Annotated in this window: 21 protein-coding genes and 1 other RNA gene; 13 read left to right on the forward strand and 9 right to left on the reverse strand. The window is 67.7% G+C overall.

All coding sequences use genetic code 11. From position 1 onward, the window contains the following. On the forward strand, positions 1-1,585 hold a 1,585-nt coding region (locus AUL33_RS16835; RefSeq protein WP_062210849.1), incomplete at its 5' end, for an aminopeptidase family protein P. A 22-nt stretch (positions 1,586-1,607) separates the two neighbouring features. Here AUL33_RS16835 and AUL33_RS16840 read toward each other — a convergent pair. Both AUL33_RS16840 and AUL33_RS16845 read right to left on the reverse strand, forming a co-directional pair. After that, positions 1,608-2,096, reverse strand: a complete 489-nt coding sequence (locus AUL33_RS16840; RefSeq protein WP_062210852.1) for a BA14K family protein — start codon at positions 2,094-2,096, stop codon at positions 1,608-1,610. Positions 2,097-2,207: 111 nt separating this feature from the next. Further along, on the reverse strand, positions 2,208-2,714 hold the full coding sequence (locus tag AUL33_RS16845; RefSeq protein ID WP_192843207.1) for a BA14K family protein: 507 nt from the start codon (positions 2,712-2,714) through the stop codon (positions 2,208-2,210). A gap of 355 nt (positions 2,715-3,069) precedes the next feature. Between AUL33_RS16845 and AUL33_RS16850 the strand changes: the two genes are divergently transcribed. From AUL33_RS16850 to AUL33_RS16860, 3 genes are all read left to right on the forward strand, one after another. Beyond that, positions 3,070-4,521 (forward strand): chromosome partitioning protein ParA, encoded by a 1,452-nt coding sequence (locus tag AUL33_RS16850; RefSeq protein ID WP_156419461.1) that lies wholly within the window; start codon positions 3,070-3,072, stop codon positions 4,519-4,521. Positions 4,522-4,600: 79 nt separating this feature from the next. Next, complete coding sequence (locus AUL33_RS16855) at positions 4,601-5,044, forward strand: hypothetical protein (protein ID WP_156419462.1); 444 nt, start codon at positions 4,601-4,603, stop codon at positions 5,042-5,044. Next, on the forward strand, positions 5,041-5,628 hold the full coding sequence (locus tag AUL33_RS16860) for a hypothetical protein (RefSeq protein WP_062210865.1): 588 nt from the start codon (positions 5,041-5,043) through the stop codon (positions 5,626-5,628). Before AUL33_RS16855 ends, AUL33_RS16860 begins: the two co-directional genes overlap by 4 nt. 40 nt (positions 5,629-5,668) lie before the next feature. Here the strand turns inward: AUL33_RS16860 and AUL33_RS16865 are convergent, their stop codons facing one another. After that, positions 5,669-8,335, reverse strand: coding sequence for an ATP-dependent helicase (locus AUL33_RS16865; protein WP_062210868.1), 2,667 nt, complete (start codon positions 8,333-8,335; stop codon positions 5,669-5,671). A 270-nt stretch (positions 8,336-8,605) separates the two neighbouring features. On the opposite strand from AUL33_RS16865, the gene AUL33_RS16870 reads away from it, so the two are divergent. Next, complete coding sequence (locus tag AUL33_RS16870) at positions 8,606-12,460, forward strand: AsmA family protein (protein WP_062210871.1); 3,855 nt, start codon at positions 8,606-8,608, stop codon at positions 12,458-12,460. Positions 12,461-12,545: 85 nt separating this feature from the next. On the opposite strand, the gene AUL33_RS21720 is transcribed toward AUL33_RS16870, so the two are convergent. The 4 genes from AUL33_RS21720 to ssrA form a co-directional block, all read right to left on the reverse strand. Next, positions 12,546-13,220: a ribbon-helix-helix domain-containing protein gene (locus tag AUL33_RS21720; protein WP_082652688.1), complete on the reverse strand. Its 675-nt coding sequence runs from the start codon at positions 13,218-13,220 to the stop codon at positions 12,546-12,548. Continuing rightward, a complete protein-coding gene (locus AUL33_RS21725) occupies positions 13,217-13,423 on the reverse strand; it encodes a DUF4169 family protein (RefSeq protein WP_082652689.1) in 207 nt (68 codons plus the stop codon). The genes AUL33_RS21720 and AUL33_RS21725 overlap by 4 nt, the downstream gene beginning before the upstream one ends. Before the next feature lie 15 nt (positions 13,424-13,438). Then, positions 13,439-14,047: an SspB family protein gene (locus AUL33_RS16880; protein ID WP_062210875.1), complete on the reverse strand. Its 609-nt coding sequence runs from the start codon at positions 14,045-14,047 to the stop codon at positions 13,439-13,441. A gap of 53 nt (positions 14,048-14,100) precedes the next feature. After that, positions 14,101-14,455: a transfer-messenger RNA gene (ssrA, locus tag AUL33_RS16885) on the reverse strand. Positions 14,456-14,610: 155 nt separating this feature from the next. Between ssrA and AUL33_RS16890 the strand changes: the two genes are divergently transcribed. The 5 genes from AUL33_RS16890 to AUL33_RS16910 all read left to right on the forward strand — a co-directional run bounded on the left by AUL33_RS16890 (position 14,611) and on the right by AUL33_RS16910 (position 20,232). Then, positions 14,611-15,405, forward strand: coding sequence for a thymidylate synthase (locus tag AUL33_RS16890; protein ID WP_062210878.1), 795 nt, complete (start codon positions 14,611-14,613; stop codon positions 15,403-15,405). 29 nt (positions 15,406-15,434) lie between these two features. Continuing rightward, positions 15,435-15,929 carry a dihydrofolate reductase gene (locus tag AUL33_RS16895; protein WP_244492308.1) on the forward strand — a complete coding sequence of 165 codons (495 nt, stop codon included), beginning with the start codon at positions 15,435-15,437 and terminating at the stop codon, positions 15,927-15,929. A 190-nt stretch (positions 15,930-16,119) separates the two neighbouring features. After that, a complete protein-coding gene (gene hflK / locus AUL33_RS16900) occupies positions 16,120-17,331 on the forward strand; it encodes an FtsH protease activity modulator HflK (RefSeq protein WP_062210885.1) in 1,212 nt (403 codons plus the stop codon). Further along, complete coding sequence (hflC, locus tag AUL33_RS16905) at positions 17,331-18,359, forward strand: protease modulator HflC (RefSeq protein WP_062210887.1); 1,029 nt, start codon at positions 17,331-17,333, stop codon at positions 18,357-18,359. Before hflK ends, hflC begins: the two co-directional genes overlap by 1 nt. A 235-nt stretch (positions 18,360-18,594) precedes the next feature. Next, entirely contained in the window at positions 18,595-20,232 is a 1,638-nt protein-coding gene (locus tag AUL33_RS16910) for a Do family serine endopeptidase (RefSeq protein ID WP_062210890.1), read from the forward strand. Positions 20,233-20,236: 4 nt separating this feature from the next. On the opposite strand, the gene AUL33_RS16915 is transcribed toward AUL33_RS16910, so the two are convergent. Then, on the reverse strand, positions 20,237-20,797 hold the full coding sequence (locus tag AUL33_RS16915) for a GNAT family N-acetyltransferase (protein WP_082652690.1): 561 nt from the start codon (positions 20,795-20,797) through the stop codon (positions 20,237-20,239). Continuing rightward, positions 20,791-21,672 carry a phosphoserine phosphatase SerB gene (gene serB / locus AUL33_RS16925; protein ID WP_062210899.1) on the reverse strand — a complete coding sequence of 294 codons (882 nt, stop codon included), beginning with the start codon at positions 21,670-21,672 and terminating at the stop codon, positions 20,791-20,793. The genes AUL33_RS16915 and serB overlap by 7 nt, the downstream gene beginning before the upstream one ends. Before the next feature lie 18 nt (positions 21,673-21,690). On the opposite strand from serB, the gene miaA reads away from it, so the two are divergent. From miaA to AUL33_RS16940, 3 genes are all read left to right on the forward strand, one after another. Further along, positions 21,691-22,599: a tRNA (adenosine(37)-N6)-dimethylallyltransferase MiaA gene (gene miaA, locus AUL33_RS16930; protein WP_062210903.1), complete on the forward strand. Its 909-nt coding sequence runs from the start codon at positions 21,691-21,693 to the stop codon at positions 22,597-22,599. Between the two features lie 62 nt (positions 22,600-22,661). Further along, positions 22,662-23,504, forward strand: a complete 843-nt coding sequence (locus AUL33_RS16935) for a DUF1206 domain-containing protein (RefSeq protein WP_062210906.1) — start codon at positions 22,662-22,664, stop codon at positions 23,502-23,504. Between the two features lie 251 nt (positions 23,505-23,755). Continuing rightward, positions 23,756-25,549 carry an acetolactate synthase 3 large subunit gene (locus AUL33_RS16940; RefSeq protein WP_062210909.1) on the forward strand — a complete coding sequence of 598 codons (1,794 nt, stop codon included), beginning with the start codon at positions 23,756-23,758 and terminating at the stop codon, positions 25,547-25,549. Position 25,550 lies beyond the last annotated feature (1 nt).

Here is a 25,550-nt window from a genome sequence, read left to right on the forward strand (position 1 = left end):
GCGCTACACGGTGCAGGTGCGCGAGCAGGTCGACGCTGTGGCCTTCGTGCCCGAAAGCTCGATCGACACGCCGCTCGCCGACTACCTGAAGACCCATGCCAAGGGCCTGCGGATCGGCATCGATCCTTGGCTGCATACGATCGGCGAGGTCGCCTCGCTTGGCAAGGCGATGGCGGAGATCGGCGGCGAACTCGTGCCGCTCAAGGCCAATCCGCTCGATCGCGTCTGGCAGGATCGCCCCTTGCCGCCGAAGGGCGCGGTGCGCGCCCATCCCGCCGCCGTCGCCGGACGGGCGGCGGCCGAGAAGATCGCCGACCTGCAGGCCGGCCTGCTGGAAGCCGGCGCGGATGCCGTGGTGCTCACGGACCCCTCGTCGATCGCCTGGGTCTTCAACATCCGCGGCTCCGACGTGCCGCACACGCCGCTGCCACTCTCCTTCGCAATCCTGCCGGCCGCCGCGCGTCCCCGGCTGTTCATCGATCCGGATAAGCTGGACGAAGAGACGGAGGCGACCTTGCGCTCCATCGCCGATCTGGAATCGCCCGATCGCTTCGAGCCGGCGTTGGCCGGACTCGCCCGAAATGCCAGGATCATGCTCGACCCCGTGCTGGCAGCCGATCGTCTCCGCGAGATCGTGATCGAGGCGGGCGGAAGCGTCGTCGAGAAGGGCGATCCCGCCCGGCTTCCGCGCGCCCGCAAGAACGAGACCGAGATCGAAGGCAGCCGCCGGGCACACTTGCGCGACGGTGCGGCGATCGCGTCGTTCCTGGCCTGGCTCGACCGGCAGGCGCCCGGCACGATCACGGAGATCGATGCGGCCGAGACGCTCGAGGCGATCCGCATTCGCGTCGGCGAAGCGGACGGCATGCCACTGCGTGATATCTCCTTCGACACGATCTCCGGATCGGGGCCGAACGCGGCGCTGCCGCACTACCGGGTGAACCGCCAGTCGAACCGCACTCTCAATGGGGGCGAGTTGTTCCTCATCGACTCCGGCGGCCAGTATGAGGACGGCACCACCGACATCACCCGCACGGTCGCGATCGGCATCGCCTCGCCGGAGATGCGCCGCAAGTTCACCCTCGTGCTGAAGGGCATGATCGCGATCTCGACGGCACGCTTCCCGAAGGGCACGCGCGGCCTCGATCTCGACCCGCTAGCCCGGATCGCGCTCTGGAAAGCAGGCTGCGACTATGCCCACGGCACCGGGCACGGCGTCGGGTCCTTTCTCGCCGTCCATGAGGGGCCGCAGTCGATCTCGCGCCGCGGCATGGCGGTGCTGGAGAGCGGCATGATTCTGTCGAACGAGCCGGGATACTATGCCGAAGGGCGCTTCGGCATCCGTATCGAGAATCTGCTGCTGACGCTGGATGCCGTTGCGGTCGATGGCGGCAATCTGCCGATGCACGCCTTTGAGACGCTAACCTTCGCGCCGATCGATCGGCGCCTGATCGATGTCGATCTCCTCTCGCCAGAGGAGATCGAGTGGATCGACGCCTATCACGCGTCCGTTCGCGACAAGATCGGGCCGCGTCTCGACGAGGACGACCGCGGCTGGCTCGAAGCGGCGACGGAACGCCTCTGACGGATCCAAACCCCGATTGGGGCTAGCGGCAGAGCCGACGCGGTCCGTTGTTCGGCTGGAACGTGCCGCTGTCGTGGTCGAAGGACCGATAGCGGGCTGCGCAGTCGCGATACCATTCACCCGAGAACGGGGCCGGGCGCGACCAGCCCTTGGCGATCCTATCCTCAGCCCGTTCGGCCTTGGCGAACGCGCTGTCGCTGTCGAAGGCGAGGATCGCGCCGGCGGCGACATGCGGATCGGGGCGATAGAAGCCGGAAACCGGCGGCGCGGGTTCGGCATAGTAGAGCGGACCGGCGACGCCAGGGCCGCCGAACTGCCCGACCGTACGCCGGTAGTGAGGGCCGGTGACGCGACTGGGGACGACCGGGAAGGGGCCGGGATCGGCGAAAATCGGCCGGTTGTAGGGATCGAGGCCGATATACTCACCGGCTGAGGCTGTTTGCTGGAAACCGATGGCGGTCAGGCAGAAGGCGACCGTCGCCAGCCCCAGTTTCTTCCGGCGATCGTGCATTGCCTTCCCCTTCGCAAATGGTTCGAAGGAGAAAGAGGAAATCGTTCGTTCGGTTCCTCTCATGGCAAAGGCCACGCCGGATGGCGTGGCCTTTGCGTTAACGAGACTGGCTCAGCGGCAGAGCTGGCGCGGGCCGTTGTACGGCTGAAACGTTCCGGAGCCTGGATCGAACGACCGGTAGCGGGCGGCGCAGTAGCGATACCAATCGCGGGTCCAGGGGCGGGCGGCATAAGCGGGAGCCGCATAACGCGGCGCATAGCGTGGGGCGTCGTAGTAGCGAGGCTGCGCCGCGCTGGCGATGGCGGCGCCGACGCCGAGACCGACGATCGCACCGGCCAGAGCCGACCCACCGCGGTTGCCGCGATGGCGGTAATAGTCGCGGCCACCGCCGTAGTAACGCGGGCCACCATAGTAGCGGTGCCCGCCGTAATGGCCCCGTCCATAGGAGCGTGGGCCATAGCCACCGCCGTAGTGACCACCGCCCCCCCGGTAGAACGGATCGGCCTTGGCGCTGGAGACGCCGACGAGCGGCGTGGTCGTCGGCAAGGCTGCCGGCAGCATGGTGAGCGCCAAGGCGATCACGACCAGCTTGCCGCCGATGATCTTGGGAATACGCATCTGCATTCTCCGATGAAAACTTCTCTCGCTGCAGAAAGCCTTCCAGCGGATGAACGGTTCCTGAACGGAAGGATAAGCAGCAAGGGAAGCTGACGAATACCGATCACGAAGCCGTGCAGACGGCGTCGCGGCTATTGATCTCGCCATGCTTTCTGGCGGCTGAGACACGCCGTTTCCGAATCAAATCCTGTATCCGAAAAGTCGCCTTTCCGAAAACTTGGTTTAAATTGGGTAAACTGTGTTGCAGTGGTCTTCGATCGGCGGCAAGACGAGGGTCGGAGTCATTGTTTGTCGAAGGGTCGGGGCATCCATGAGCTCGCCGTTGTCGTTCTTTTTCAGGCGCGAGCAGGGCCGCGTGACGCCTCCGACCGGCGAGCGCGAATTGACGTCCGCCGTTCCGGTCGAGACGCCGGCGCAACCGAGACCGGGCCGCAACGCCCCCCTCGACGGCATCGGCCAGCGCAACGAGATGCTGCGCGTGCGCATCACCGAGATGTCCGAGCGCCTGGGTGAGCTGCGGACCCTGACCGACGACTTCTCGATGCTGATCGATCCCATCGAGGCGATCGCCGAAGAGTTGCCGAAAGCCAAGGGGCGCATCCTCGAACTCGAAGCCATTCTAGCGCAGGAGATGGACACCGGACAGGCGCTGCGCCGCGAGGTGGACAGCCTGCTCGGACGTTACTCGGCGGCGGCGAGCGATCTTTCGACCTCGACCGCCCGGACCGCTCGCCTCGAGACCCTGATGCGCGAGCAGGAGACCGCCTTCGACGAGCAGCGCCTGACGCTGCGCGAGAAGTCCACGCACGCCAATGCCCTCGAACGCCAGCTCTTGGCCGAAGTCGAGCAGAACCAGTCGCTCGCGCTCGAGGTGAAGACCCTGCGGGCGGAAGCGCAGATCTCCGACCAGGCGCTGAGCGAGGCCGAGCGCATGCTGGGCGAGATCGGCGAGCAGCGCCATCTGCTCGACGGCGAGAATCGCCGCCTTCAGGCGATGGCCGAGGAGCACTCGGCGGAGATCGTCGCCCTGTCGGCGCGGTCCGAGGATCTCGATCAGCAGGTGGACATCCACCTGCAGACGATCGCGACGCTGGAGGCGCAGGTCGCCCACGAGCAGTCAGCCCGCCAGAAGGCCGTGGCCCAGCACGAGATCGATCTCGGCGCCCTCAAGACCGAGCGGTCGAGTTCGGTGATGCGGGTCGAGGCGCTGACGGCGCGTCTGGCGGCGACGGACCAGATTCTCGCGCAGGTCCGCAACCAGCTTCGCGAGCGCGAGGAGACCATGCGGTCGGCCGAACGTGCGAACAAGGAAGCCATCGCGGAACGCTCGACCTTCGAACGTCGTATCGAGAGCATGAAGACGGAAACCGCGCGGCTCGCGGCGCATCTGCAGGAATCGCAGAAGGGGCGCGGCGATCTCGAAAGCCGCTGCGACATGCTGGTCAAGGCGCTGGCCGCCAAGGATGCGTCACTGGAAAGCGTGACGACGCGGGCCAACAACCTGTCCGACCGCGTCGAGGCGCTGACGCTGCGCTTCGAGCAGGATCGCCTGGCGCTCGAGGCGACCAACCGCCGCCTCATCGAGGAGTTGCAGAACGAGAAGGCCGAGCGCACTCTTGCTCAGGGCGCCCTCGACATCGCCCGCGAGAGCCGGGCGGCGCTGCAGCGGCAGAACGAGACGCTGAAGCGTGCGACGCGCTCGCGCCACGGAGATGCCCCCTCGCACGGCGAGGCGGATTACGAGACGGTGCGCGAAGAGCGCGCTTCCAATGTCAGGCCGTTTGCGGCTCCCGACAAGAACGACTGAGAGCTGCGGCGGCATGGTCTCTCGAAAGGCGGCGTAAGGAATGAGCAGAATGGCGAATGGTGCGAGCGAGGAGATCGGGATGGGTCTGCGCCAGAGCGTGGTGGATCATCCGGCCAACAGCAGCCGCGCGGAACCCGGCTTCGTGATGGTGGCGCCCGTGGAAACCGCCAAGCGGGACTGGTCTGCCGCGCTTGAACTCGTACGCGAGGCCAGCGAAGCGATCCGCATCCGCGACGAGCGCGCGACGGAGATGGAGATCGAGCACCGCCTCGACGCCGAGCGGGCCAGCGAGGACATCCGTACGCTTCAGGAACAGCTGGACGAGACCGAGCTGCGCCTGGCCGAGACCGAAGCGCGGGCACGCGCCGCCGAGTCCCGCGCGGCCGAGGCCGAAGTCTGGCTTGCCAAGATGCACGACGCAATCGTCGGCAATTTCAGCCGCGTTCTCGCCGGTGAGGACAGCGCCGAAGCCGAACTGCGTGCCGCCTTCGCCAACGGAGGACTGAGCGAGGAGCCTGCATGAGCGCCCTGCGGCACGATCACGATCACGATCTCCAACCGACGGACGACGGCGACTCCATGGCGCAACGCCCTTCGCTCTTCGAAGGGTCGCTCGCGGAACTCGGCGAGATGTTTCGCGGCGGCGAAAGCCTGACCTCGATGCGCAGCGTCCACGAGGACGTCGAGATGGACGAGCAGGAGAACCGACCCGTCGCGCTCTCGCCGATGCCGGGACTGCCGGCGGAGGTCGGCAGTGCCGACTGGACCAAGACGCTGACAATGGTCGAGCGGGCCGCCGCCACCATCAAGGCGTACGAGAAGCGCTTCGTTCAACTCGAGAAGCAGACGCGGGCGCTTTCGGATCGCGCCGGGGAAGACCAGCAGCGGCTGCGGGCCCACATCCAGTCGCTGGAAGATCGTCTGAAGCAATCCGAAGAGCGGATCACCACGGCCGAGTCCGCGATGCGCGATGCCGAGTATCACGAGTGGGAGGCCAACATGCGAGAGAAGCGCGCCGAACAGCGCGCGGTCGAGGCGGAAACGAAGGGCCGTCAGTTGGAGGCCTATCTGCGCCGTGTCCACGAGTTGCTCTCCACCGTCGGCTGAGCGGCCTCATCGAGGCCGCTCCGTCCTTCGACCGTCGATGTCAGATGGCGTCGACGAACCCGTCGAGGACCCGCTTCTGACCAGCCCGGTCGAAATCGACGGTCAGCTTGTTGCCCTCGATCGAGGCGACCGTGCCGTTGCCGAATTTCAGGTGAAAGACCCGGTCCCCAACGGAAAAGCGGCTTTCCTCCTCGGCGACCGACTTGGCGACGAGCGTTCCCTCAATGTCGCGCGGACCGCCGGCCCGGGCCGACGAGTAGAGCCCGCCGCCTTTGCGCGCCGGCGCGTTCGAGCCGCGTGAGCGATTGGCCGAGAGCGGGTCGGTCAAGCGGCCCGCAAAGCCCGAGCGATCGAACACCGCAGCCGGCTCCTCGACCCCGCCGTGATCCACGGGGGCGCCATCGCGCGATATGTACTTGTCGGCCTTCGACGCCGTGCGGGTCTTGGGATCCTCGGCGGTCGCGCCGCCCTCGCCGTAGCTGATCTTCTGCCCGCGCCCACCGGCATAGGTCGAGCCGCCGCCGCCCGCCGCCTGCGCCCGGCGCCAGCCCGGCGTCTGGTAGGACGAGGCCGAGAAGGCGTTCTGGTCCCAGCGCGACGCGCCGTATCCGCCCATGCCACCGGCGCCATAGCCGCCGTAGGAGGTCGAAGGCTCCATCACGTCGACATGGTCTTCCGGCAGCTCGTCGAGGAAACGGGACGGGATGGTCGACTGCCACATGCCGTGGATGCGGCGGTTCGAGACGAACCAGATCTTCACGCGCTTCTTGCCGCGGGTGATGCCGACATAGGCCAAGCGGCGCTCCTCCTCGAGACCGGACCGACCGCCTTCGTCGAGCGAACGCTGGTGCGGAAACAACCCTTCCTCCCAGCCCGGCAGGAACACGGTCTCGAACTCCAGACCCTTGGCCGAATGCAGCGTCATGATCGACACGGCGTCCGTCTCGGCGTTCTGTTCGGCGTCCATCACGAGGGCGATGTGCTCGAGAAAGCCGGGAAGGCTCTCGTAGTCGTCCATCGAGCGGATGAGTTCCTTGAGGTTTTCGAGACGGCCGGGCGCCTCGGCCGACCGGTCGGCCTGCCACATCTCGGTGTAGCCGGACTCGTCGAGGATCATCTCCCCGAGATCGGTATGCCGCATGGTCGCCAGAAGGCTCGACCAGCGCGCGAAGTTGCGAACGACCTCGGCCAGCGCGGCGCGCGGGCGCGGCTTCAGTTCGTCGCCTTGAACGAGATCGCCTGCGGCCTCGATCAGCGGCATCGCCTTGGCGCGGGCGTACTCGTGCAGCAGCTTCAGCGCGGCGTCGCCAAGGCCCCGCTTCGGCGTGTTGACGATGCGCTCGAAAGCGAGATCGTCGGCGGGCTGGCAGACGCAGCGGAAATAGGCGAGGGCGTCGCGGATCTCCTGCCGCTCGTAGAAGCGAGGGCCGCCGATGACGCGGTAGTTCAGTCCGAGCGTGACGAAGCGGTCTTCGAACTCGCGCATCTGGAACGAGGCGCGCACGAGAATCGCCATGTCGTTGAGCTTGTGGCTCTTGCGCTGAAGCTGCTCGATCTCCTCGCCGATGGCGCGCGCTTCCTCCTCCGAGTCCCACCCGGCATTGACCGTGACCTTCTCGTGCTCCGGGTCGTGGAAGTCGGTGAAGAGCGTCTTGCCGAGGCGGTCCTCGTTGTGGGCGATGAGGTTGGCGGCAGCGCCCAGAATGTGGGCCGTCGAGCGGTAGTTCCGCTCCAGGCGAATGACGGTCGCGCCGGGGAAGTCCTTGTCGAAGCGCAGGATGTTGTCGACTTCGGCGCCGCGCCAGCCGTAGATCGACTGGTCGTCGTCGCCGACGCAGCAGACGTTCACCGTCTCGATGCCCTCGGCCACGCGCGCCGCCGACTTCTGCGCCAGCAGCCGCAGCCAGAGATACTGCGCGACGTTCGTGTCCTGATACTCGTCGACGAGAATGTAGCGAAACCGGCGATGGTAGTCGGCGAGGATGTCCGGGTGGTTCTGGAAGATCGCGATCGGATGCAGCAGCAGATCGCCGAAATCGGCGGCGTTGAGGCTCATGAGCCGCGCCTGATAGGCGCGGTAGAGCTCGCGACCCTTGCCGTTGGCGAAGGCGCGCGCGTCGCCCTCTGGGATGTGTTCGGGCGTCAGCCCACGGTTCTTCCATCCGTCCATCAGGTTGGCGAAGGTGCGCGCCGGCCAGCGTTTGTCGTCGAGGTTCTCGGCCTGGATCAGCTGCTTGATGAGGCGGATCTGGTCGTCGGTGTCGAGGATCGTGAAGTTCGACTTGAGGCCGACGAGTTCGGCGTGACGGCGCAGGATCTTCACGCCGATCGAATGGAACGTACCGAGCCAGGGCATGCCCTCGACCTCGCCGCCGACGAGAAGGCCGATGCGGTTGCGCATCTCGCGCGCGGCCTTGTTCGTGAAGGTCACGGCTAGGATCTGCGAGGCGTAGGCGCGACGGGTGGCGAGGATGTGAGCGATGCGGGTGGTGAGAACCCGCGTCTTGCCGGTGCCGGCGCCCGCCAGCACGAGCACCGGGCCCTCGGTGGTCTCGACAGCGGCGCGCTGCTCGGGATTGAGACCCGACAGGTAGTCGGGATCGGCTTGCGCCACCGGCCCGCCGCGCGCCGCGAGGGCGCGCGCGGCGATGCCGGCGCCCTTCGGCCGGGGCGTTGCGGCGGGCGGCTGGTCGTTGGAATCGCTCATGAGCGTCTACTTAATGAATTCGGCGGAGAACACTAGGGGAACGCGGAGGACGGCCGAGGCGATCGGTCCGGGCTCCGCATACCGCCCGTCATGTGGCGCGGGGGCACCGGCGGACCACCCGAGCGCTAACCAATTCTCAAGACTTCGTTTCCTGCGTGCGAAACGCCCTCGACAGGGGAGGCCCGCTCCGGTCAATTCCGGGGTTGGAGGCTGGCCGCACGCTCGACGCCCGCCCGGCCCATCGAACCCGAGGAAAGGAGGCCGCAGGACATGAAGATCTTCATCGCGCTCGGCTCCCTCCTCGTGCTCGCCCTGCTGACGCTGCTCGTCGGGCCGCGTTTCGTCGACTGGACCGCCTACCGCTCGAGCTTCGAAGCCGAGGCCGGCCGCATCCTCGGCCAGAAGGTCGTGGTGAACGGGCGCGCGTCGCTTCGCCTCCTGCCGTTTCCCTCCGTCACGTTCGGCGATGTCGTGGTGGGGGACGATCCCGCCGATCCCGTCCTGACGATGCGGGGCTTTCGCATGGATGCGGAACTCGCGCCCTATCTGTCCGGCGAGATCCGCATCTTCGACATGCAGATCGACGCACCGCGTCTCAACGTCGCCATCGCCTCGGACGGAACCGTGCGCTCGCCGCTCGGCGCTGGCGCCCAGTCGCCCGATGCCGCGGTTGTCCTGGAAAAGATCGAGGTCAGCAACGGCAGCGCGGTTCTGGAGGATCGCCGGTCGGGTCGGCGCATCACGCTCACCGACATCGATGCGGACGTCTCGGCCAACTCGCTGCGCGGACCCTTCAATGGTGCCGGAACGCTCTTCGCCAACGGCGAGCCGTTGAGCTTCACGCTGTCCTCGGGCGTCGGCACGCCGGACGGCGCCTGGCCGGTGCGCCTCGGCCTCGAATCGGAGCGTGCCGATATCGCCGTCGCCGTCGAGGTCCTCGCGAAGGCGGGACCGGGCGGCGCGAGTCTCGACGGCAAGCTGCTGGTCACCAGCCCGCTGGAAACCGCCGCGGAGAAGAGTGATGCGCCCGGTCCTGCCCGTCTCCTGCCGCCGTTCCGGCTGGAAAGCGCGTTGCGCATCAGTTCCACGACGGTCGAGGCGAGCGACCTTCGCGCCGCGATCGGGGAGGGCACCACGCCCTATCTGGCGACGGGCGCGGCCTCGCTCGACTGGGGCACCATTCCGCATTTCGACCTGCGACTGGACGGGCAGGAAATTGATCTCGACACCGTGGCGCCCTCCGCCTCGCAGGCCGACGACAGTGCGTCCGCAACGCTGGCTGCGCGCATCGAGGGCGTTCGAACGGCGCTCGCCCGCATTCCAACGATCTACATTCCCGGCCGGGTCAGTCTCTCGCTGCCCCTGGCGACGGTGGGCGGCACGACGCTGCGCGAACTTCGCTTCGCCGGCTCGCCCTCGCAGACCGGCTGGTCGATCGAGCGGCTTTCGGCCGAGCTTCCCGGTCGCACGCTCATTGAGGCGTCGGGCATCGCCACGGTTCGCGGCGAGCCCGGCTTCAAGGGGACGCTGCTCGTGGCCGCCCGCCAGCCGGCGGCCCTCCTGCGCTGGGCAGGCGCGAGCGTCGATCCGGTGCTGGGCCGCCTCGACCGGGCGGGCTTCTCGGCCGAGGTGGAACTGAGTGCGGATACGCAGGCCTTCCGCGCGCTCGAACTCGACCTCGGCGGCCGGATCCTCAACGGCTCGGTCGTGCGGACGCTGAGGCCGGAAGACCGCGTGACGGCGGTGGACCTGCATGGCGACGCCGTGGCGCTCGATCCCTTCGTGGCGCTCGCCCATGCTTTGCTGCCGGGCTCGGCCTCCCTGCCGGAGGGGGAGCGGCTGGACGTCCAGTTCGAGGCCAATCCGTTCACCTACGACGGCTTCGAGGCCGCCCATCTGGCCACCGACTTCACTTTGGCGGACGGGCTGCTCGACATCAGCAGCCTCGATGCCGCCGGGTTTGCCGGCGCCGACATCCATCTCGAAGGCACCATTGCCGGCATCGGAGCGGTGCCGACCCCCGATCTCAGCCTCGACATCGCGGCGGAGGACCCGGAGCGCTTCATCGACTTCCTGCAGGGCAAGCTCCCCGGCAGTCCGCTTGTCGCCTCGCTCCGGCGCACCGCCCAGACGCTGGGTCCGCTCGCGCTGCGGGGCACGGCGGCCTCCGAAACCCGGGCCGGCGTTCCCGTGCTGGCGGTCGATCTGGCGGGAACCGCGGCCGGTACCGACCTCGGCCTGCGTCTTTCCGTCGAGAACGGGCTCGCCGCCGCGTCGATCGACGGCCGCTTCGGCCTCGACGTGACGCTGGCGACCGCGACGCCTGCGGTGCTGCTCGATCAGTTCGGGCTGACCGTCCTGCCTTTCGACCTTCCGGGACCGTTGACCGTGACGCTCGCGGCCTCGGGGGCGCCGAGCGAAGCGATGTCGGTTTCGCTGCGGGCGGGAGCGCCGGGCTCCACCGCCACGGCGACCGGGCGAGCGAGTGTCGGCGCCGAGGGGCTCGGCTCCTTCGAAGGGCGTCTGGATGTCACGTCCGACGATGCCGCGCCCTGGATGACCGCCCTGTCGATCGCCGCCGGGCAGGATCTCTCGCGCCTGCCCCTTGCCGTCGCGGGCGACCTTGCATGGCGGCCGGGGCAGTGGTCGATGACGGGGCTGGCGGGCAGCGTCGCCGACGCGCGGATCCTCGCCGACCTCGCGGCGAGCACCGAGGGTCGGTTGGGCGGGACGCTGCATGTCACGGACCTCTCCTCGCGATGGCTGGAGATGCTGCTGACCGGCGTCGACAGCGAGGGCGGATCGGCGGAGACGCCGCCCGCGTTTCGCTCGGCACTGCTGCCGGACCGGCCGTTCCGTCTGGCCTTCGCCGCCGATCGGTTCGACGGCTGGGGCCTGCCGATCTCCGGTCTGCGCGCCGACCTGACCGGCGCGCCCGACAGTTTGCGGATCGACGGGTTCGAAGGGCGGCTCTCGTCCGGGCGCATCGCCGGCAGTGGCGAGTTCCGCAATGTCGCCGGCTTCGTCAGTCTCGACGCCAAGCCGACGGTCGAGGGGATCGCGGTGGCGCTCGGCGACGAGGCGGCTCCGCTCCTGGCCGGCACGGCGAACGCGACGGCGCAGCTTCGTGCCGGCGGGCAGAGCGTACCGGACCTGCTGGCCTCGCTCGACGGCACCGGAACGCTCACACTGGCGGACGGCCGGTTGCGCGGTGTGCGTCCCGATCTCCTCGCCCCGATCCTTGCGGCGTTGGATCAGGACGGCGCCCGGATCGATCCCGCCGATGTCGCATCGCGGGTCGCTCAGACCACTGCCGATGCGGTCGCGATCCTGCCGCCGGTCGACGCCCCCTTCACGATCGGAGCGGGAACGCTGAGGCTGGCGCCGCTTTCGCTCGACTTGCGGCTCGCCCGGCTGACGGGCGAGCCGCAGATGCGGCTGACGGACCGCACACTGTCCGGCGCGCTGCGCCTGGATCTTGCCCTTCCGGCCAATGACGACACGGTCGATCCGCCGACGCCCGCCATCGGCTACGCCCTGGAGGGGACGCTTGCGGCACCCGCGCTGGTCGCCAACACGGAGCCGCTCGCCAGCTATCTGGCGGCCCGCGCCTATCAGCGGGAACAGGCGCGGGTCGAAGCGCTGGAGGAGGATTTGCGCGAGACCGTCCGACTGCGGCGCGAGGCACGCCTCTATCGCGAGCGCTCGCAGGTCCGCGAGACGCTGCGTTTGGAGCGAGAAGCGCGCGAAGCCGACGCGGCACGAGAGGCGGCCGCGCGCGAGACGGCTGCGCGCGAAGCGGGCGAGCGCGAACGCCTCGCCGCCATCGAGGCGGAGCGCGTTCGACTGGAGAAGGCCGCAGCCGCAGCAAAGGCTGCGGCGGAGGCCAAGGCGGCAGAAGAGGCGGCGATGGTGATCATGCAGCGGACCTTGCCTGACCCGGCTCCGTCATCGGGGACGACTGGACCTTTGCCGGCCGTCGAAACGCCGTCCCCCATCCAGCGGCCCGCGGCGGCTGATCGCTCGCTCGACTTCGACCGTCCGGCATCTCCAAGCCCGGCCGTGCCCCCGCCGAAGGCCGGCTTCGGCGGCCTGCCGGGCGTGATCAACCCCAACGCATTCTGAGCGTTTGCCTCGGCGCCGAGCCCGGTACGGCCGATTTCTCGCGGGCAATCGATGACGCGAAGTGGATGACGGTTTCCAAGGTCGTTCACAACGACAGTTCGTCGGGTCGAGTTTCCGCGGGCGCGTCGTGACAGCAGACGCAGACCTTGTTGCCGTCGAGATCGCGGAAATAGGCGCCGTAGAAATGCGGATGGTAATGCGGTCGTAGTCCCGGCGGCCCCTCACAGACGCCGCCCGACGCCAGCGCCATGGCGTGGACGCGATCGACGCTCGGCCTACCGGCTGCGAGGAAGGCCACCATGACGCCGTTGCCCGCGATGGCCGGTGCCCGGTCATGGGGTCGCCCGATGAGGAAGAGCGGGCGGTCCGCGCCGACAGGCTGCCAACCCGCCCACGCCGCGTCGGCGTCGTGAAAGCGGGGCGTGTGGCCGAGGGCATCCAGGAGCGGCGACCAGAACGCGAAGGCGGCCGAAAAGTCCGATGTTCCGAGATAAACGTGCGAGAACAGGGGGGAGGCGTGGCGCGCTGTCGGCGCGAGTGCAGGTGGCTCCTGCTGCCGGCTGACATCGCGGAGCACCGCGAGGCGGATCGCCGAGGAGAGGTTTGTGTCAGCCGAACGCCCGGCGTCGATCTCGGCGACGATGGCCGGTAAAGGCTGGTCTCGGCGCTCGGCGATCGCCTTCAGCCCCGTCCAGAACTCGTCCTCGACGCTGATCGAGGTTCGATGGCCCTGAATGGAAAGCGACCGCTTGACGGTCATCGCGATTGCGGATCGTCCGACAGAGGCGGTGACGACCGATACGCGCCATCGAGCAGGCGGTCCCGCTCTGCCGTCTCTGCCTTGGCGGATGCGACATCGGGCTTCGACCGACCATGCGTCACGCGGTTATTGGCTGCCTGAGCCTCGGCTTCGCTCCGACGCATGCGCTTTCGAGCCTGTCGAAGATTCACGACATCCGCCATCGCCCGAGGCCGGCGTCAGGTCTTCTTGCGGAAGGCGTCGAGCGAAACGACGTCGGCCGAACTCTTCTCGGCGGTCGCCTTCTCGTCCGCCGGCTCTTCAGCGGCGACCTTGGTGTCCTTGCTTTCTTTCGCCGCCTTGGCGGCACCGGCCTTCGGCGACGCCTTGGCCACGGCAGGCTTGGTCGCCACAGGTGCGGGCACGCTGGGAACCGAGGTCAGGGCCGTCGGTGCCAGGGCATCTTCGTCCTGCGAGTTCGCGGCGTCCATGTCGCGCACGTCGAACTCCAACTCGAAATTCACAGCCGGATCGTAGAAGCCGCGGATGGCCGCGAACGGGATCAGCAACCGCTCGGGAATGTCGGAGAAGGAGAGGCCGACCTCGAAGACCGTGTCGTTCACCGACAGGTCCCAGTACTGGTGCTGGATGACGATCGTCATCAGCTCCGGATACTTTTCGCGCAGGCGCGATGACAGGCGCACGCCGGGTGCGGAGGTCAGGAAGGTGATGAAGAAGTGGTGATCGCCAGGGAGGCCCGTCTTGACGACTTCGCTCAGAACCTTGCGGATCACCCCTCTCAGCGCATCCTGCGCCAGAACATCGTAACGGATAAGATCCTGACCCATCGGGTGTCCTGAATTCGCGGCGACTGCGGCGGGCGTCATGCCCGAACAAAACTGGTGGAGGCTTCTGTTGCCAGGCGCCTCCGGGCCCCGCCTAAGAGTGCGAACCCTCAGGGCTTGATTCGAAGTTATCGCACCGCTTACGCGGCGAGACGGACTTCCGCATAGTTGTCGTTTGCAACTACTTTAACAGCCCGATGACGGTGGTACCATGCCGAGCAAAAGTCCGATCTTTACGCCCTCGTCGATCCTATTTCGCCCCCGCCTCAACCCATCGACGGTGGGCTCAGGTGGAGGCGCCGGGTACCGCCCCCGGGTCCGAAAGGTTTATTGCACCGGCAGTTTATTGCCATAGTCGAGGCGAACCCCGACATGCGGAATATAGGCACTTGGGTTCGCCGGGGAAAGGCCGAATCGCTCGTCTTTTCCGGCTCCTGCCAGCTTGGCGAAAGGGGAGCACCCGTTCGGGACTCGACAGCGCCATCCGCGTCAGGAATCTATCGCGCCGGTTCGACGCCGCCTCGTGCTGCGAATGCCCTGCCACCCGTTGCCGACCCGGAGCCGTCATGCGTCCCTATCTCGACCTTCTCGAACGGGTCCTCGACCATGGTACCGACCGGGGTGACCGGACCGGTACGGGCACCCGCTCCATCTTCGGCCATCAGATGCGGTTCGACCTGCGCGAGGGTTTTCCCCTGCTGACCACCAAGCGGCTGTTCACGCGGGCGATCGTCCACGAACTTCTGTGGTTCCTGCGCGGCGACACCAACATCGCCTACCTGAAGATGAACGGCGTGCGGATCTGGGACGAGTGGGCCGATGCGAACGGCGATCTGGGGCCGGTCTACGGGTCGCAGTGGCGCTCCTGGCCCGACTATGTGGGCGGGCACATCGACCAGATCGCCAACGTGGTCGACGCCATCCGCACCAATCCCAACTCGCGCCGTCTCGTCGTCTCGGCATGGAACCCCGCGCTCGTGGACGAGATGGCGCTGCCGCCGTGCCACTGCCTCTTCCAGTTCTACGTCGCGAACGGGCGGCTCTCTTGCCAGCTCTACCAGCGCTCCGGCGACATCTTCCTCGGCGTTCCCTTCAACATCGCGTCCTACGCGCTGCTCACAGTGATGGTGGCGCAGGCGACGGGGCTGGAGCCCGGCGATTTCGTCCATACGCTCGGCGATGCCCATCTCTACGCCAACCATTTCGAGCAGGCGCGCCTGCAGTTGACGCGCGAGCCGCTGTCGCTGCCGAGGCTGAAACTGAATCCGGCCGTGACCGACCTCTTTGCCTTCACCTACGACGACATCGCGATCGAGGGTTACGAGGCACACGAGCATATCAAGGCGCAGGTGGCAGTTTGAGCATGGAGATCGGGCTTCCCGTCGTCGCGGTGGTCGCGGCGGCCCGCAACCGGGTGATCGGACTGGACGGTGCGATGCCCTGGCATCTGCCGTCGGACCTCAAGCGCTATCGCCAGCTGACGATGGGCCGGCCGATGATCATGGGGCGCAAGACACTGGAGGCGATCGGCCGCGTGCTCGACGGCCGCGATACGATCGTCCTGACCCGCGCCGCCTCGTTGCCCTTCGACGGGGCGATTCTGGCGGGCAGCGTCGAGGAAGCGCTCCAACTCGCTGCGGAAGCGGCGAAAGCTCGCGGTTCGAACGAAATCGTGATTGCCGGCGGCGCCGAGATCTACCGGCAGTTTTTGGCGGTTACCGACCGGATCGCGATGACAGTCGTCGAGGCCGAACCGCTGGGGGATACACTGTTTCCCGAGATCGCCGGCTCGGGTTTTTCGTGCGTTTCCAGTGCTCCCGTGCCCAAAGGCCCGTCCGACAGTGCCGATTGCCGCTTCGAGATGTGGGAGCGCCACGGCGGCTGACGCTTCGTGCCGGTGCAGGCGGGGTCGGCAGGCCGACAGTCCCATCCCGTTCACCATGGGTCCAAAGCCCCAGGCCGAAAAGGCCGCAGGCGCGTTGAAACGCATTTTTCGAGTTCCTATAAGGTGTTTGACAGCGAATTGCGGGCGGCGCGCCTTCTCGGCGGCAGGCTCTCTCACCGGAAGGACATTCATGCCCTGGAGCAATCAGACGGGAAAGGGCGGCGGAAGCGGCGGCCCTTGGGGACAGGGTCCGCAGGGACCACGCCCCGGCGGGAACAACAATTCCCCTGATCTCGAGGACATCCTCCGGCGCGGCCAGGATCGCCTGCGCCGCGCCATTCCCGGCGGCGGCGGTGGTGGTCGCGGCGGCGGAGGGGCGGCCGGCGGGCTGGCACTCGGCGGCATCGCGATCGCGGGTCTCGCCGTCGTCTGGTTGCTGAACGCCGTCTACACCGTCCAGCCGGACGAGGTCGGCGTCGAGATGCTGTTCGGCAAGCCGCGCGAAGAGCTGTCGCAGCCCGGCCTTCACTTCGTCATGTGGCCCTTCGAGACGGTCGAGACCGTGCCGGTGGTGGAAAACCAGGTGACGATCGGCAGCGGCCAGCGCGGCGACGGATCCGGCCTGATGCTGTCGGGCGACCAGAACATCGTCGACGTGCAGTTCGCCGTCCTCTATTCGGTCGAGGATCCCAAGGCCTTCCTCTTCAACGTCCAGGACCCGCCGGCGCTGCTGCGGCAGGTCGCCGAGAGCGCCGTGCGCGAGGTGGTCGGGCGCCGTCCGGTCGAGGACGTGTTCCGCAACGACCGCGCCGGCATCGCCGAGGCGGTTCGGCAGATCACGCAGGACACGCTGAACAGCTACAACGCAGGGCTGGTGGTCAACGCCATCACGATCGAGGACGCCGCCCCCCCGCCGGAGGTGGCCGACGCGTTCGAGGAGGTGCAGCGCGCCGAGCAGAACGAGTCGCAGTTCATCGAAGAGGCTCGCCTCTACCAGAACGAGCAGCTCGGCCGCTCGCAGGGCGAGGCCGTGCAGATCCGCCAGGACGCCGCAGCCTACAAGAACCGGGTCGTGCAGGAGGCGCAGGGCGAGTCGCAGCGTTTCACCGCAATTCTGAACGAGTACGACAAGGCGCCCGAGATCACACGCCAGCGGCTGTATCTCGAGACGATGGAGCAGGTGCTGCGCGGATCGAACAAGGTCATCATGGATCCCGCCGCGGCCGGCGGACAGGGCGTCGTGCCCTATCTGCCGCTGAACGAACTCGGTCGGACCGGCACGAACGTGCCGACGTCGGCGCCCGCCGTCTCGTCGCGTAGCATCATGCCGTCGAGCGGAACCTCGAACGGCGCCGCGCCCGGACAGAGCGCCTCGACCACGATCGGCGGGGGAGCGAACTGATGGGCAACCGCATCTATGGCGCGCTCGTCGTCGTCGCACTCGCGCTCTTCGTTCTCTGGAACTCACTGTTCATCGTGCGCGAGGGCGACCAGGCCGTCGTGACCCGCTTCGGCGAAATCCAGCGCGTGGTGAACGAGCCCGGGCTCTACTTCAAGCTTCCCTTCAACTTCGCAGGGGCCGACAACATCCAGACGCTGCCCGATCGCCTGCTGCGGCTCGATCTCGACAACATCCGCGTCCAGGTTTCGGGCGGTGCGTTCTATGAGGTCGACGCGTTCCTCGTCTATCGCATCACCGATGCGGCCCGCTTCCGGCAGACGGTTTCGGGCTCGGTGACGCAGGCAGAGCAGCGCCTGCGCACGCGCTTCGACGCGGCGATCCGCCGAGTCTACGGCCTGCGCAACTTCGAGTCGGCGCTGTCTGAAGAGCGCGGGCAGATGATGGTCGAGGTTCGCGACCAGATCCGTCCCGACGCGGCGTCCCTCGGCCTGTCGCTCGAAGACGTGCGTATCCGCCGCACCGACCTGACGCAGGAGGTTTCCCAGCAGACCTATGCCCGCATGCGGGCCGAGCGTCTCGCCGAAGCCGAACGCGTTCGGGCTCGCGGCCGGGTGTCGGCGCGCGAGATCCGCGCCGCTGCCGATCGCGAGGTGTCGGAGACGGTGGCGGGGGCACGGCGCGATTCCGAGATCCTGCAGGGCGAGGGCGAGGCCGAGCGCAACGCGATCTTCGCCACGGCCTACCAGCAGGATCCGGAGTTCTTCGAGTTCTATCGCTCCATGCAGGCCTACCGGACCTCGATGGAGAACGGCGGCACCACGATGCTGCTCTCGCCGAACTCGGAGTTCTTCCGCTACTTCGAGGGCGACCGCAGCAGGACGCCGCTGCCCGCGGCGGCAGGTCCGGCAGCGTCTCCGGCGACGGCAGCGCAGGCTCCGGCGGCCGGTGTCCCGGCTCCGCCCCAAGCGCCGGCCGCTCCGCCGGCTGCCAACCCGGCGCCGGTGGCACAGCCCGCTCCCGCAAACTGATCGGCATCGCCTGATCTTCGAGCCCGCCCCGACCCCGACAGGTCCGGGCGGGCTTTTTCGTGGGCACGACATAAGGCCGCGCTGCGATCACCCTTCCGCGCGCGGCTCCACGGGCCTCTTGATTCGGTCGCTTTTATCGGATTGCGTCGCAGGGTCGGCCTCCATCGAGGGCGCGAGTCGTGCCGGATCGGCCGCTTGCAAGGCGACCGCGCAACAGGACCGATCAGGAGTGCCGATGACCGAGACCCGCCGAACCCGTTCGTCGCGACCGCTGCGCCGCGTCCTCGCGGCATCGCTCCTTCTCGCGGCGACCCCCGCCCTTGCGCAGGGCGTCATCGCGCCGCCCACTGGCAACCAGCCCATCGCGCCTCAGCCCCCGATGACCGACACGATCAACCCGAACGCGGCCGGCGTTCCCGCGCCGGCGCCGGGTTCGGCCCAGCCGCGCATGGAAGGGCCCGCCTCCGTCGCCGATCTCGCCGACCGCCTGCTCGGCGCCGTCGTCAATATCTCGACGTCGCAGAAGGTCGAAGGCGGCGAGGGCGAGGCGACGCCCGATCCCGATCCGGTCGTGCCCAAGCTCGACGCTCCCGACGGCTCGCCGCTTCAGGAGTTCTTCGACGGGCTGCTGAACGGCGACGAGGACGATGGCTCCAAGCGCGTGCAGTCGCTGGGCTCGGGCTTCGTCATCGACCCATCGGGCATCGTGGTGACGAACAACCACGTGATCGCCGACGCCGACGAGATCACCATCAACTTCGCCGACGGCACACAGCTCGATGCCACCGTCGTCGGCATCGACCCCAAGACCGATCTGGCGGTGCTCAAAGTCGAGCCGAAGTCGCCGCTCGTCGCGGTGCGCTTCGGCGACAGCGAGCAGGTGCGCATCGGCGACTGGGTGATGGCGATCGGCAACCCGTTCGGCCTCGGCGGCTCGGTCACGGTCGGCATCGTCTCGGCGCGCGGGCGCAACATCAATGCCGGCCCCTACGACAACTTCATCCAGACCGATGCCGCCATCAATCGCGGTAATTCCGGTGGTCCGCTCTTCGACATGTACGGCAACGTTATCGGCATCAACACGGCGATCATCTCGCCGACCGGCGGCTCGATCGGCCTCGGCTTCTCGATCCCCTCGCTTCTGGCCGAAAATGTCGTCGGCCAGCTCCGCGAGTTCGGCGAGATGCGTCGCGGCTGGCTCGGCATCCGCCTGCAGGAGGTGACAGACGAAATCGCCGAGGGCCTCGGCCTGCCGAATGCCCGGGGCGCGATCGTGATGGGCGTCGTGCCGAACGGCCCGTCCGACACCGGACAGATCGAGATCGGCGACGTCATCACCCGCTTCGACGGACGCGAGGTCGCGACCTCGCGCGATCTGCCCCGGATCGTCGCCGAGACGCCAGTCGGCAAGAGCGTCACGCTGAGCATCCTGCGCAAGGACGCGGTGGATGCGGCGCCCAGGCCTGTGGAGGTGCAGATCACCCTCGGGCGGCTGGAGGACGGCGAGGAGCAGATGGCCGAGGTCAACGCCGCCAAGGGCGAGGCCGACAAGCCGAAGGCCGAAGCCGCCACGCCCAGCCCGGTGCTCGGCCTTCAGATGTCGGACATGAGCGACGAGTTGAAAACCCGCTACGATCTCGCCGCCGATCTCGACGGCGTCGTGGTGACCGAGGTCACGCCGAACTCGGCGGCGGCCGAAAAGGGCATCGAGGCCGGTGCGGTCATCAAGGAGATCGCGCAGGAGAAGGTGAAGGACGCCGCCGACGCGCGTACCAAGCTCGCCAAGCTGCAGAGCGACGGGCGCAAGAACGCGCTGCTGCTCGTGGCCGAAAAGAACGGCGACCTGCGCTTCGTCGTGGTGCCGATAGACTGAAGGATCAGGCGCCGCCCGCGCGGCGCCAGTCTTCGCGGGCCAGTCGGTGGAGCCGGTGCCGCACGAGGTGAGGGTGGGTCGCGGCATCGACCATAGGATGGTGGAACTCGACGTCTCGGCGAAAGCCCAGCCGCTTGATCACTGCCTCGGAGGCGGCGTTGGTCGCGACGCAATAGGCTGCGATTTCGGGGTGATCGAGGACCTCGAAGCCGTGGCGAAGGCTCGCGCGTCCGATCTCGGTCGCGTAGCCGAAACCCTGGGCTTCGCTCAACAGCGACCACAGAACCTGGGCCGGAGCCGAGAAGGGCATTCCGGCCGGCAAGCCCGCGAGACCAGCGAGGCCGAGGAAACGCCCGTCCGCGTTATGCACCAGCGCCTCTGGCGCCACCCCGTCCCGTATGCGCCGTTCGGCGAAGCCGCGAAGGATCGTCGCCGTTTCCTCCGGGCTCCGCGCCGCAAAGAAACGGAGTACGGCGGGGTCGTCGTGCAGCGCCTGGAGGTTTGCGAGATCGTCCGGCGCGAAGGGGCGAAGTCGCAGGCGCTCGGAAGCGATCGCGCTCAGGATGCGAACTCGCTGGCCTTATAGCCCTGGAGGAAGAGAAGTGCGGTCAGGTCGCCGTGGTCGATCCGGTGCGGAGCCCGAGCGGCAACGGTCGGCTTGGCGTGGATCGCGACGCCGGTGCCCGCTTCCAGGATCATCGGCAGGTCGTTCGCACCGTCGCCGACGGCGATGACGTCGGCCGACGAGAGGTGGTGCAGGGCGGCGATCTCGCGCAGCGCCGCGAGCTTGGCCTCGGCGCCGAGGATCGGCTCGGTCACGGTCCCGGCCAGCTGATCGCCGTCGACGTCGAGAATGTTGGCGCGGTTCTCGGTGAAGCCGAGGCGTGCGCCGATGACCGAGGTGAAGGCCGTGAACCCGCCGGACACGAGGGCGGTGTGCGCGCCGGCGCGGTTCATCGTGCGAACCAGCTCGGGACCGCCTTCAGCCAATGTGATGTGACCGGCGATGACGTCGGCGATCACCGTGACCTTCAGGCCCTTTAGAAGCGCGACGCGCTCGCGCAGCGCAGGCTCGAAGGCGATCTCGCCGTTCATCGCCCGGGCGGTGATCGAGGCCACGGCGTCCTTGATGCCGACCGCTGCGGCGAGCTCGTCGATGCATTCCTGCGCGATCATCGTGGAGTCCATGTCGGCGAGGAGAATCCGCTTGCGCCGTCCGTGAAGCTCCTGCACCACGCAGTCTACCGCCTCGGCCGAGGCGAGCCGGCGCAGGCGTCCCATCGTCTCGCCGTCGGGCTTCGTGCTCGTGACGAGGTCGCAGGCGACACCCTGTTCCAGCCAGAGGGTCTCGGCCTCGCCGATCTCGCCGGCGGCCTCCTCGGCAAGGGTGCGGGTGACGCGTGGATCCCGGCGGGCCGACAGGAGAGTGACGACGAACATGGTCTGGGCGGCCTGACGATGGAGAAACCGGAGGCGATCCTGATAGCGGGGCCGACCGCGAGCGGCAAGTCGGCGCTGGCGGTGCGACTGGCCGAGCGGTTCGGCGGCGTCGTCGTGAATGCCGACTCGATGCAGGTCTATGTGGACCTGCGCATCCTCAGCGCTCGCCCGGCCGAGGACGAGATGGGTGGCATCGAGCATCGGCTCTACGGACACGTGCCGGGAGACCGGGTCTATTCCGCCGGCGAGTGGCAGCGCGACATGGTCCCGCTTCTGGCGGAGCTTCGCGAGCGGGGCCGGGTGCCCGTGATCTGCGGCGGCACCGGCCTCTACTTCAAGGCGCTGCTCGGCGGGTTCGATGCGTTGCCGGATGTGCCCATGCCGATCCGCGAGCGCTGGCGGGCGCGGATGGCGGAGGAGGGACCCGCCGCGCTGCATGCCGTCCTTGCGATGAGCGACCCTGCGGCGGCCGCGCGCATCCGGCCGAGCGATTCGCAGCGGATCCTGCGCGCCCTCGAACTCGGCGAGGCGACGGCCGGACCGCTCGATGCGCTCCAGCGCGGATCGGGCGACGGTCTGGTCACGCCTGGCCGCACAAGACGGATCGTGCTTGCGCCGCCTCGACCGCAACTGCGCGACTGGATCGGGATCCGCTTCAACCGGATGCTGGACGCCGGCGCGATGGCGGAGGCGAGCGCGTTTCGCCGCCGGTTCGGTCCGTTGCGCACGGCGGCCGGTCAGGCGATCGGGCTGACCGAACTCTGGCAGGTGGAAGACGGCGCGTTGGCGATCGACGCGGCGAAGATGCTGGCGGTGACGCGCACGCGGCAATACGCCAAGCGGCAGGAGACGTGGTTCCGCAACCAGTTCGACAACGGCTGGCACCGCTTCGAGAGCGCGGACGACGCCCTCGCGGCCTTCGATTGATATGCTGGGCTTCGGAACCGATGTCGCGGCGGTCCCGTTGAGCCGCGGTTGAGGGGAGCGACATGACCACCAGCCCGATCGGGATCGACGACCATCGCGACGCCATCGAGAAGGGCGCACGGCTTGGCTATCTTGCCCGCGCCGCGGTGTTCATCGTCATCGGCTACTTCGCCTTCAAGACGGCCTACACATCGGGTCAGACCCTCAGCGAGAAGGAAGCCATCGCGGAGATCGTGGGATCGCCGGTCGGCAGCCTCATGCTGGTGCTTCTCGTCGTCGCCCTGCCGGCCTTTTCGCTCTGGCGCTTCGTCCAGGCGATCTTCGACGCCGACGGTTACGGCACCGGCGCCAAGGGCATCGCGACGCGCATCGGACGGTTCGTCTCCGGGCTCGCCTACCTCTTCCTGGCCGTCTATGCGGGCTCTCTTCTCTTCGGCGTCTCGACGGGCGGCGGCGAGGGCGGGGCGACCATGCTGGATAAATGGGCGCCGGCTTTCGGACCTTGGTTCACGGTTCCCGCCGGCATCGTCATGGCAGGCGTCGCGGTCTCACAGGCCAAGAAGTCCTACAGTGGCGACTTCCTGCGGTTCCTCGCGCTGCCGCCGGCCCATGCGCGCTGGATGACCGCCGTCTGCCGCTTCGGCATCGCGGCCCGCGGCGTCGTCTTCGCGGCCATCTCCGTCCTGTTCTTCACCAGCGCCTCGCGCTGGGACATCCAGCATATGCCGGGCCTTGAGGATGCCTTGTCGGAGATCGGATCGTGGCCCTACGGCTGGATTCTTCTTTCGGCGACAGGGGCAGGCCTGATCGCGTTCGGCGCCTATGCGCTGATTCTCGCCCGCTATGGCCACATCCGCTCGCCTGATCTCGATCCGACGGACGCCCTGAAGGAGATGAAGGCTTGACGTTTGACAGATCCGATCTCTGCCGAATGGTGATTGACGGGCTGCGGGGCGAAGACTAGTGTTCGATCCCATGTACACGAAGAAGCTTATTCTCGTAGGAAGGCGCACACGCGAGACGGTCTGACGACCGTCCGGCTGATGCCACGTGTGCGCAAGACAAAGGCCCCTCGAAGGGCCTTTTTTATTGCCGAAATTTCTGGAAACGAACGAGCCGACAGCAAGACCGGCGCACCAACTCGACAGGCCGAACGATGAACGAGATGACGATCGACACCGGGATCCGCAAGATGACGGGCGCCCAGATGGTGGTTCAGGCCATGAAGGATCATGGCGTCGAGCACCTGTTCGGCTATCCCGGCGGCGCCGTTCTTCCGATCTACGACGCGCTGTTCCAGCAGAGCGATGTCAAGCACATCCTCGTCCGCCACGAACAGGGCGCCGGCCACGCGGCGGAGGGCTACGCGCGCTCGACCAACAAGGTCGGCGTCATGCTCGTCACCTCCGGCCCCGGCGCGACCAACGCGGTGACGCCGCTGCAGGACGCGCTGATGGACTCGATCCCGCTCGTCTGCATCACCGGGCAGGTCCCGACCACGCTGATCGGCTCGGACGCCTTCCAGGAATGTGACACGGTCGGCATCACGCGCCCCTGCACGAAGCACAACTGGCTGGTGAAGAGCGTCGAGGATCTCGCCGAGATCCTGCACGAGGCCTTTCACGTCGCGACTTCGGGGCGGCCCGGCCCGGTCGTCGTCGACATTCCGAAGGACGTTCAGTTCGCCACCGGCACCTACACGCCGCCGGCGCTCTCGCGCGCCACGCAGCGCTACCAGCCCCGGCTCGATGCCGACCGGGGTCGTATCGCCGCGGCGGTCGAACTGATCAAGTCGGCCAAGAAGCCGATCCTCTATACCGGCGGCGGGGTCATCAATTCCGGCCCGGAGGCCTCGCGCCTGCTGCGTGAGTTCGTCGCGATGACCGGTTTCCCGATCACCTCGACGCTGATGGGCCTCGGCGCCTATCCGGCGTCCGGCGAGAACTGGCTCGGCATGCTCGGCATGCACGGGACCTACGAGGCCAACCTCGCGATGCATGACTGCGACGTCATGATTTGCGTCGGCGCGCGCTTCGACGACCGGATCACCGGGCGGCTCGACGCCTTCTCGCCGAACTCGAAGAAGATCCACATCGACATCGACCCCTCGTCGATCAACAAGAACGTGCGCGTCGACCTGCCGATCATCGGCGACGTCGCTCATGTCCTCGAGGCGATGATCGCGTGCTGGCGCGAGACGGGCGCCTCGGTCGACGCCACGGCGCTCGCCGAGTGGAAGGGTCGCATCGCCCATTGGCAGGCGCGCAACTGCCTGGCCTACAAGCAGGAAGGCGATATCATCATGCCGCAGCATGCGGTGAAGCGCCTCTACGAGCTGACGAAGCACCGCAAGACCTACATCACGACGGAAGTCGGCCAGCATCAGATGTGGGCGGCGCAGTTCTACGGCTTCGAGGAGCCCAACCGCTGGATGACCTCCGGTGGCCTCGGCACCATGGGCTACGGCCTGCCGGCGGCGGTCGGCGTCCAGATCGCGCATCCCGACGCGCTCGTCATCGACATTGCCGGCGACGCCTCGATCCAGATGATGACGCAGGAAATGTCCACCGCCGTCCAGCATGGCGCGCCGGTGAAGGTCTTCATCCTCAACAACCAGTACATGGGCATGGTCCGCCAGTGGCAGCAGCTCCTGCACGGCAATCGGCTGTCCAACTCCTATTCCGAGGCGCTGCCCGACTTCGTCAAGCTCGCCGAGGCCTATGGCGGCGCGGGCATCCGCATCGAGAAGGCCGGCGATCTCGATGCCGGCATCGAAGAGATGATCGCGATCGATCGTCCGGTGATCGTCGATTGCTGCGTCGCCAACCTCGCCAACTGCTTCCCGATGATCCCGTCCGGCAAGGCGCATAACGAGATCCTGCTGCCCGACGAGGCCAGCGACGACGCGGTCGCCAACGCCATCGACGCCAAGGGCAAGGCGCTGGTGTAGC

The organism is Aureimonas sp. AU12 (assembly GCF_001463705.1).
Lineage (GTDB): Bacteria > Pseudomonadota > Alphaproteobacteria > Rhizobiales > Rhizobiaceae > Aureimonas.

Bases quoted from the DNA above. Each gene is read 5' to 3' on its own strand.
- AUL33_RS16840 (WP_062210852.1), bottom strand. From the start codon at position 2,096: ATGCACGATCGCCGGAAGAAACTGGGGCTGGCGACGGTCGCCTTCTGC.
- AUL33_RS16845 (WP_192843207.1), bottom strand. From the start codon at position 2,714: ATGCGTATTCCCAAGATCATCGGCGGCAAGCTGGTCGTGATCGCCTTG.
- AUL33_RS16855 (WP_156419462.1), top strand. From the start codon at position 4,601: ATGGGTCTGCGCCAGAGCGTGGTGGATCATCCGGCCAACAGCAGCCGC.
- AUL33_RS16860 (WP_062210865.1), top strand. From the start codon at position 5,041: ATGAGCGCCCTGCGGCACGATCACGATCACGATCTCCAACCGACGGAC.
- AUL33_RS16865 (WP_062210868.1), bottom strand. From the start codon at position 8,335: ATGAGCGATTCCAACGACCAGCCGCCCGCCGCAACGCCCCGGCCGAAG.
- AUL33_RS16870 (WP_062210871.1), top strand. From the start codon at position 8,606: ATGAAGATCTTCATCGCGCTCGGCTCCCTCCTCGTGCTCGCCCTGCTG.
- AUL33_RS21720 (WP_082652688.1), bottom strand. From the start codon at position 13,220: ATGACCGTCAAGCGGTCGCTTTCCATTCAGGGCCATCGAACCTCGATC.
- AUL33_RS21725 (WP_082652689.1), bottom strand. From the start codon at position 13,423: ATGGCGGATGTCGTGAATCTTCGACAGGCTCGAAAGCGCATGCGTCGG.
- AUL33_RS16880 (WP_062210875.1), bottom strand. From the start codon at position 14,047: ATGGGTCAGGATCTTATCCGTTACGATGTTCTGGCGCAGGATGCGCTG.
- AUL33_RS16890 (WP_062210878.1), top strand. From the start codon at position 14,611: ATGCGTCCCTATCTCGACCTTCTCGAACGGGTCCTCGACCATGGTACC.
- hflK (WP_062210885.1), top strand. From the start codon at position 16,120: ATGCCCTGGAGCAATCAGACGGGAAAGGGCGGCGGAAGCGGCGGCCCT.
- hflC (WP_062210887.1), top strand. From the start codon at position 17,331: ATGGGCAACCGCATCTATGGCGCGCTCGTCGTCGTCGCACTCGCGCTC.
- AUL33_RS16910 (WP_062210890.1), top strand. From the start codon at position 18,595: ATGACCGAGACCCGCCGAACCCGTTCGTCGCGACCGCTGCGCCGCGTC.
- serB (WP_062210899.1), bottom strand. From the start codon at position 21,672: ATGTTCGTCGTCACTCTCCTGTCGGCCCGCCGGGATCCACGCGTCACC.
- miaA (WP_062210903.1), top strand. From the start codon at position 21,691: ATGGAGAAACCGGAGGCGATCCTGATAGCGGGGCCGACCGCGAGCGGC.
- AUL33_RS16935 (WP_062210906.1), top strand. From the start codon at position 22,662: ATGACCACCAGCCCGATCGGGATCGACGACCATCGCGACGCCATCGAG.
- AUL33_RS16940 (WP_062210909.1), top strand. From the start codon at position 23,756: ATGAACGAGATGACGATCGACACCGGGATCCGCAAGATGACGGGCGCC.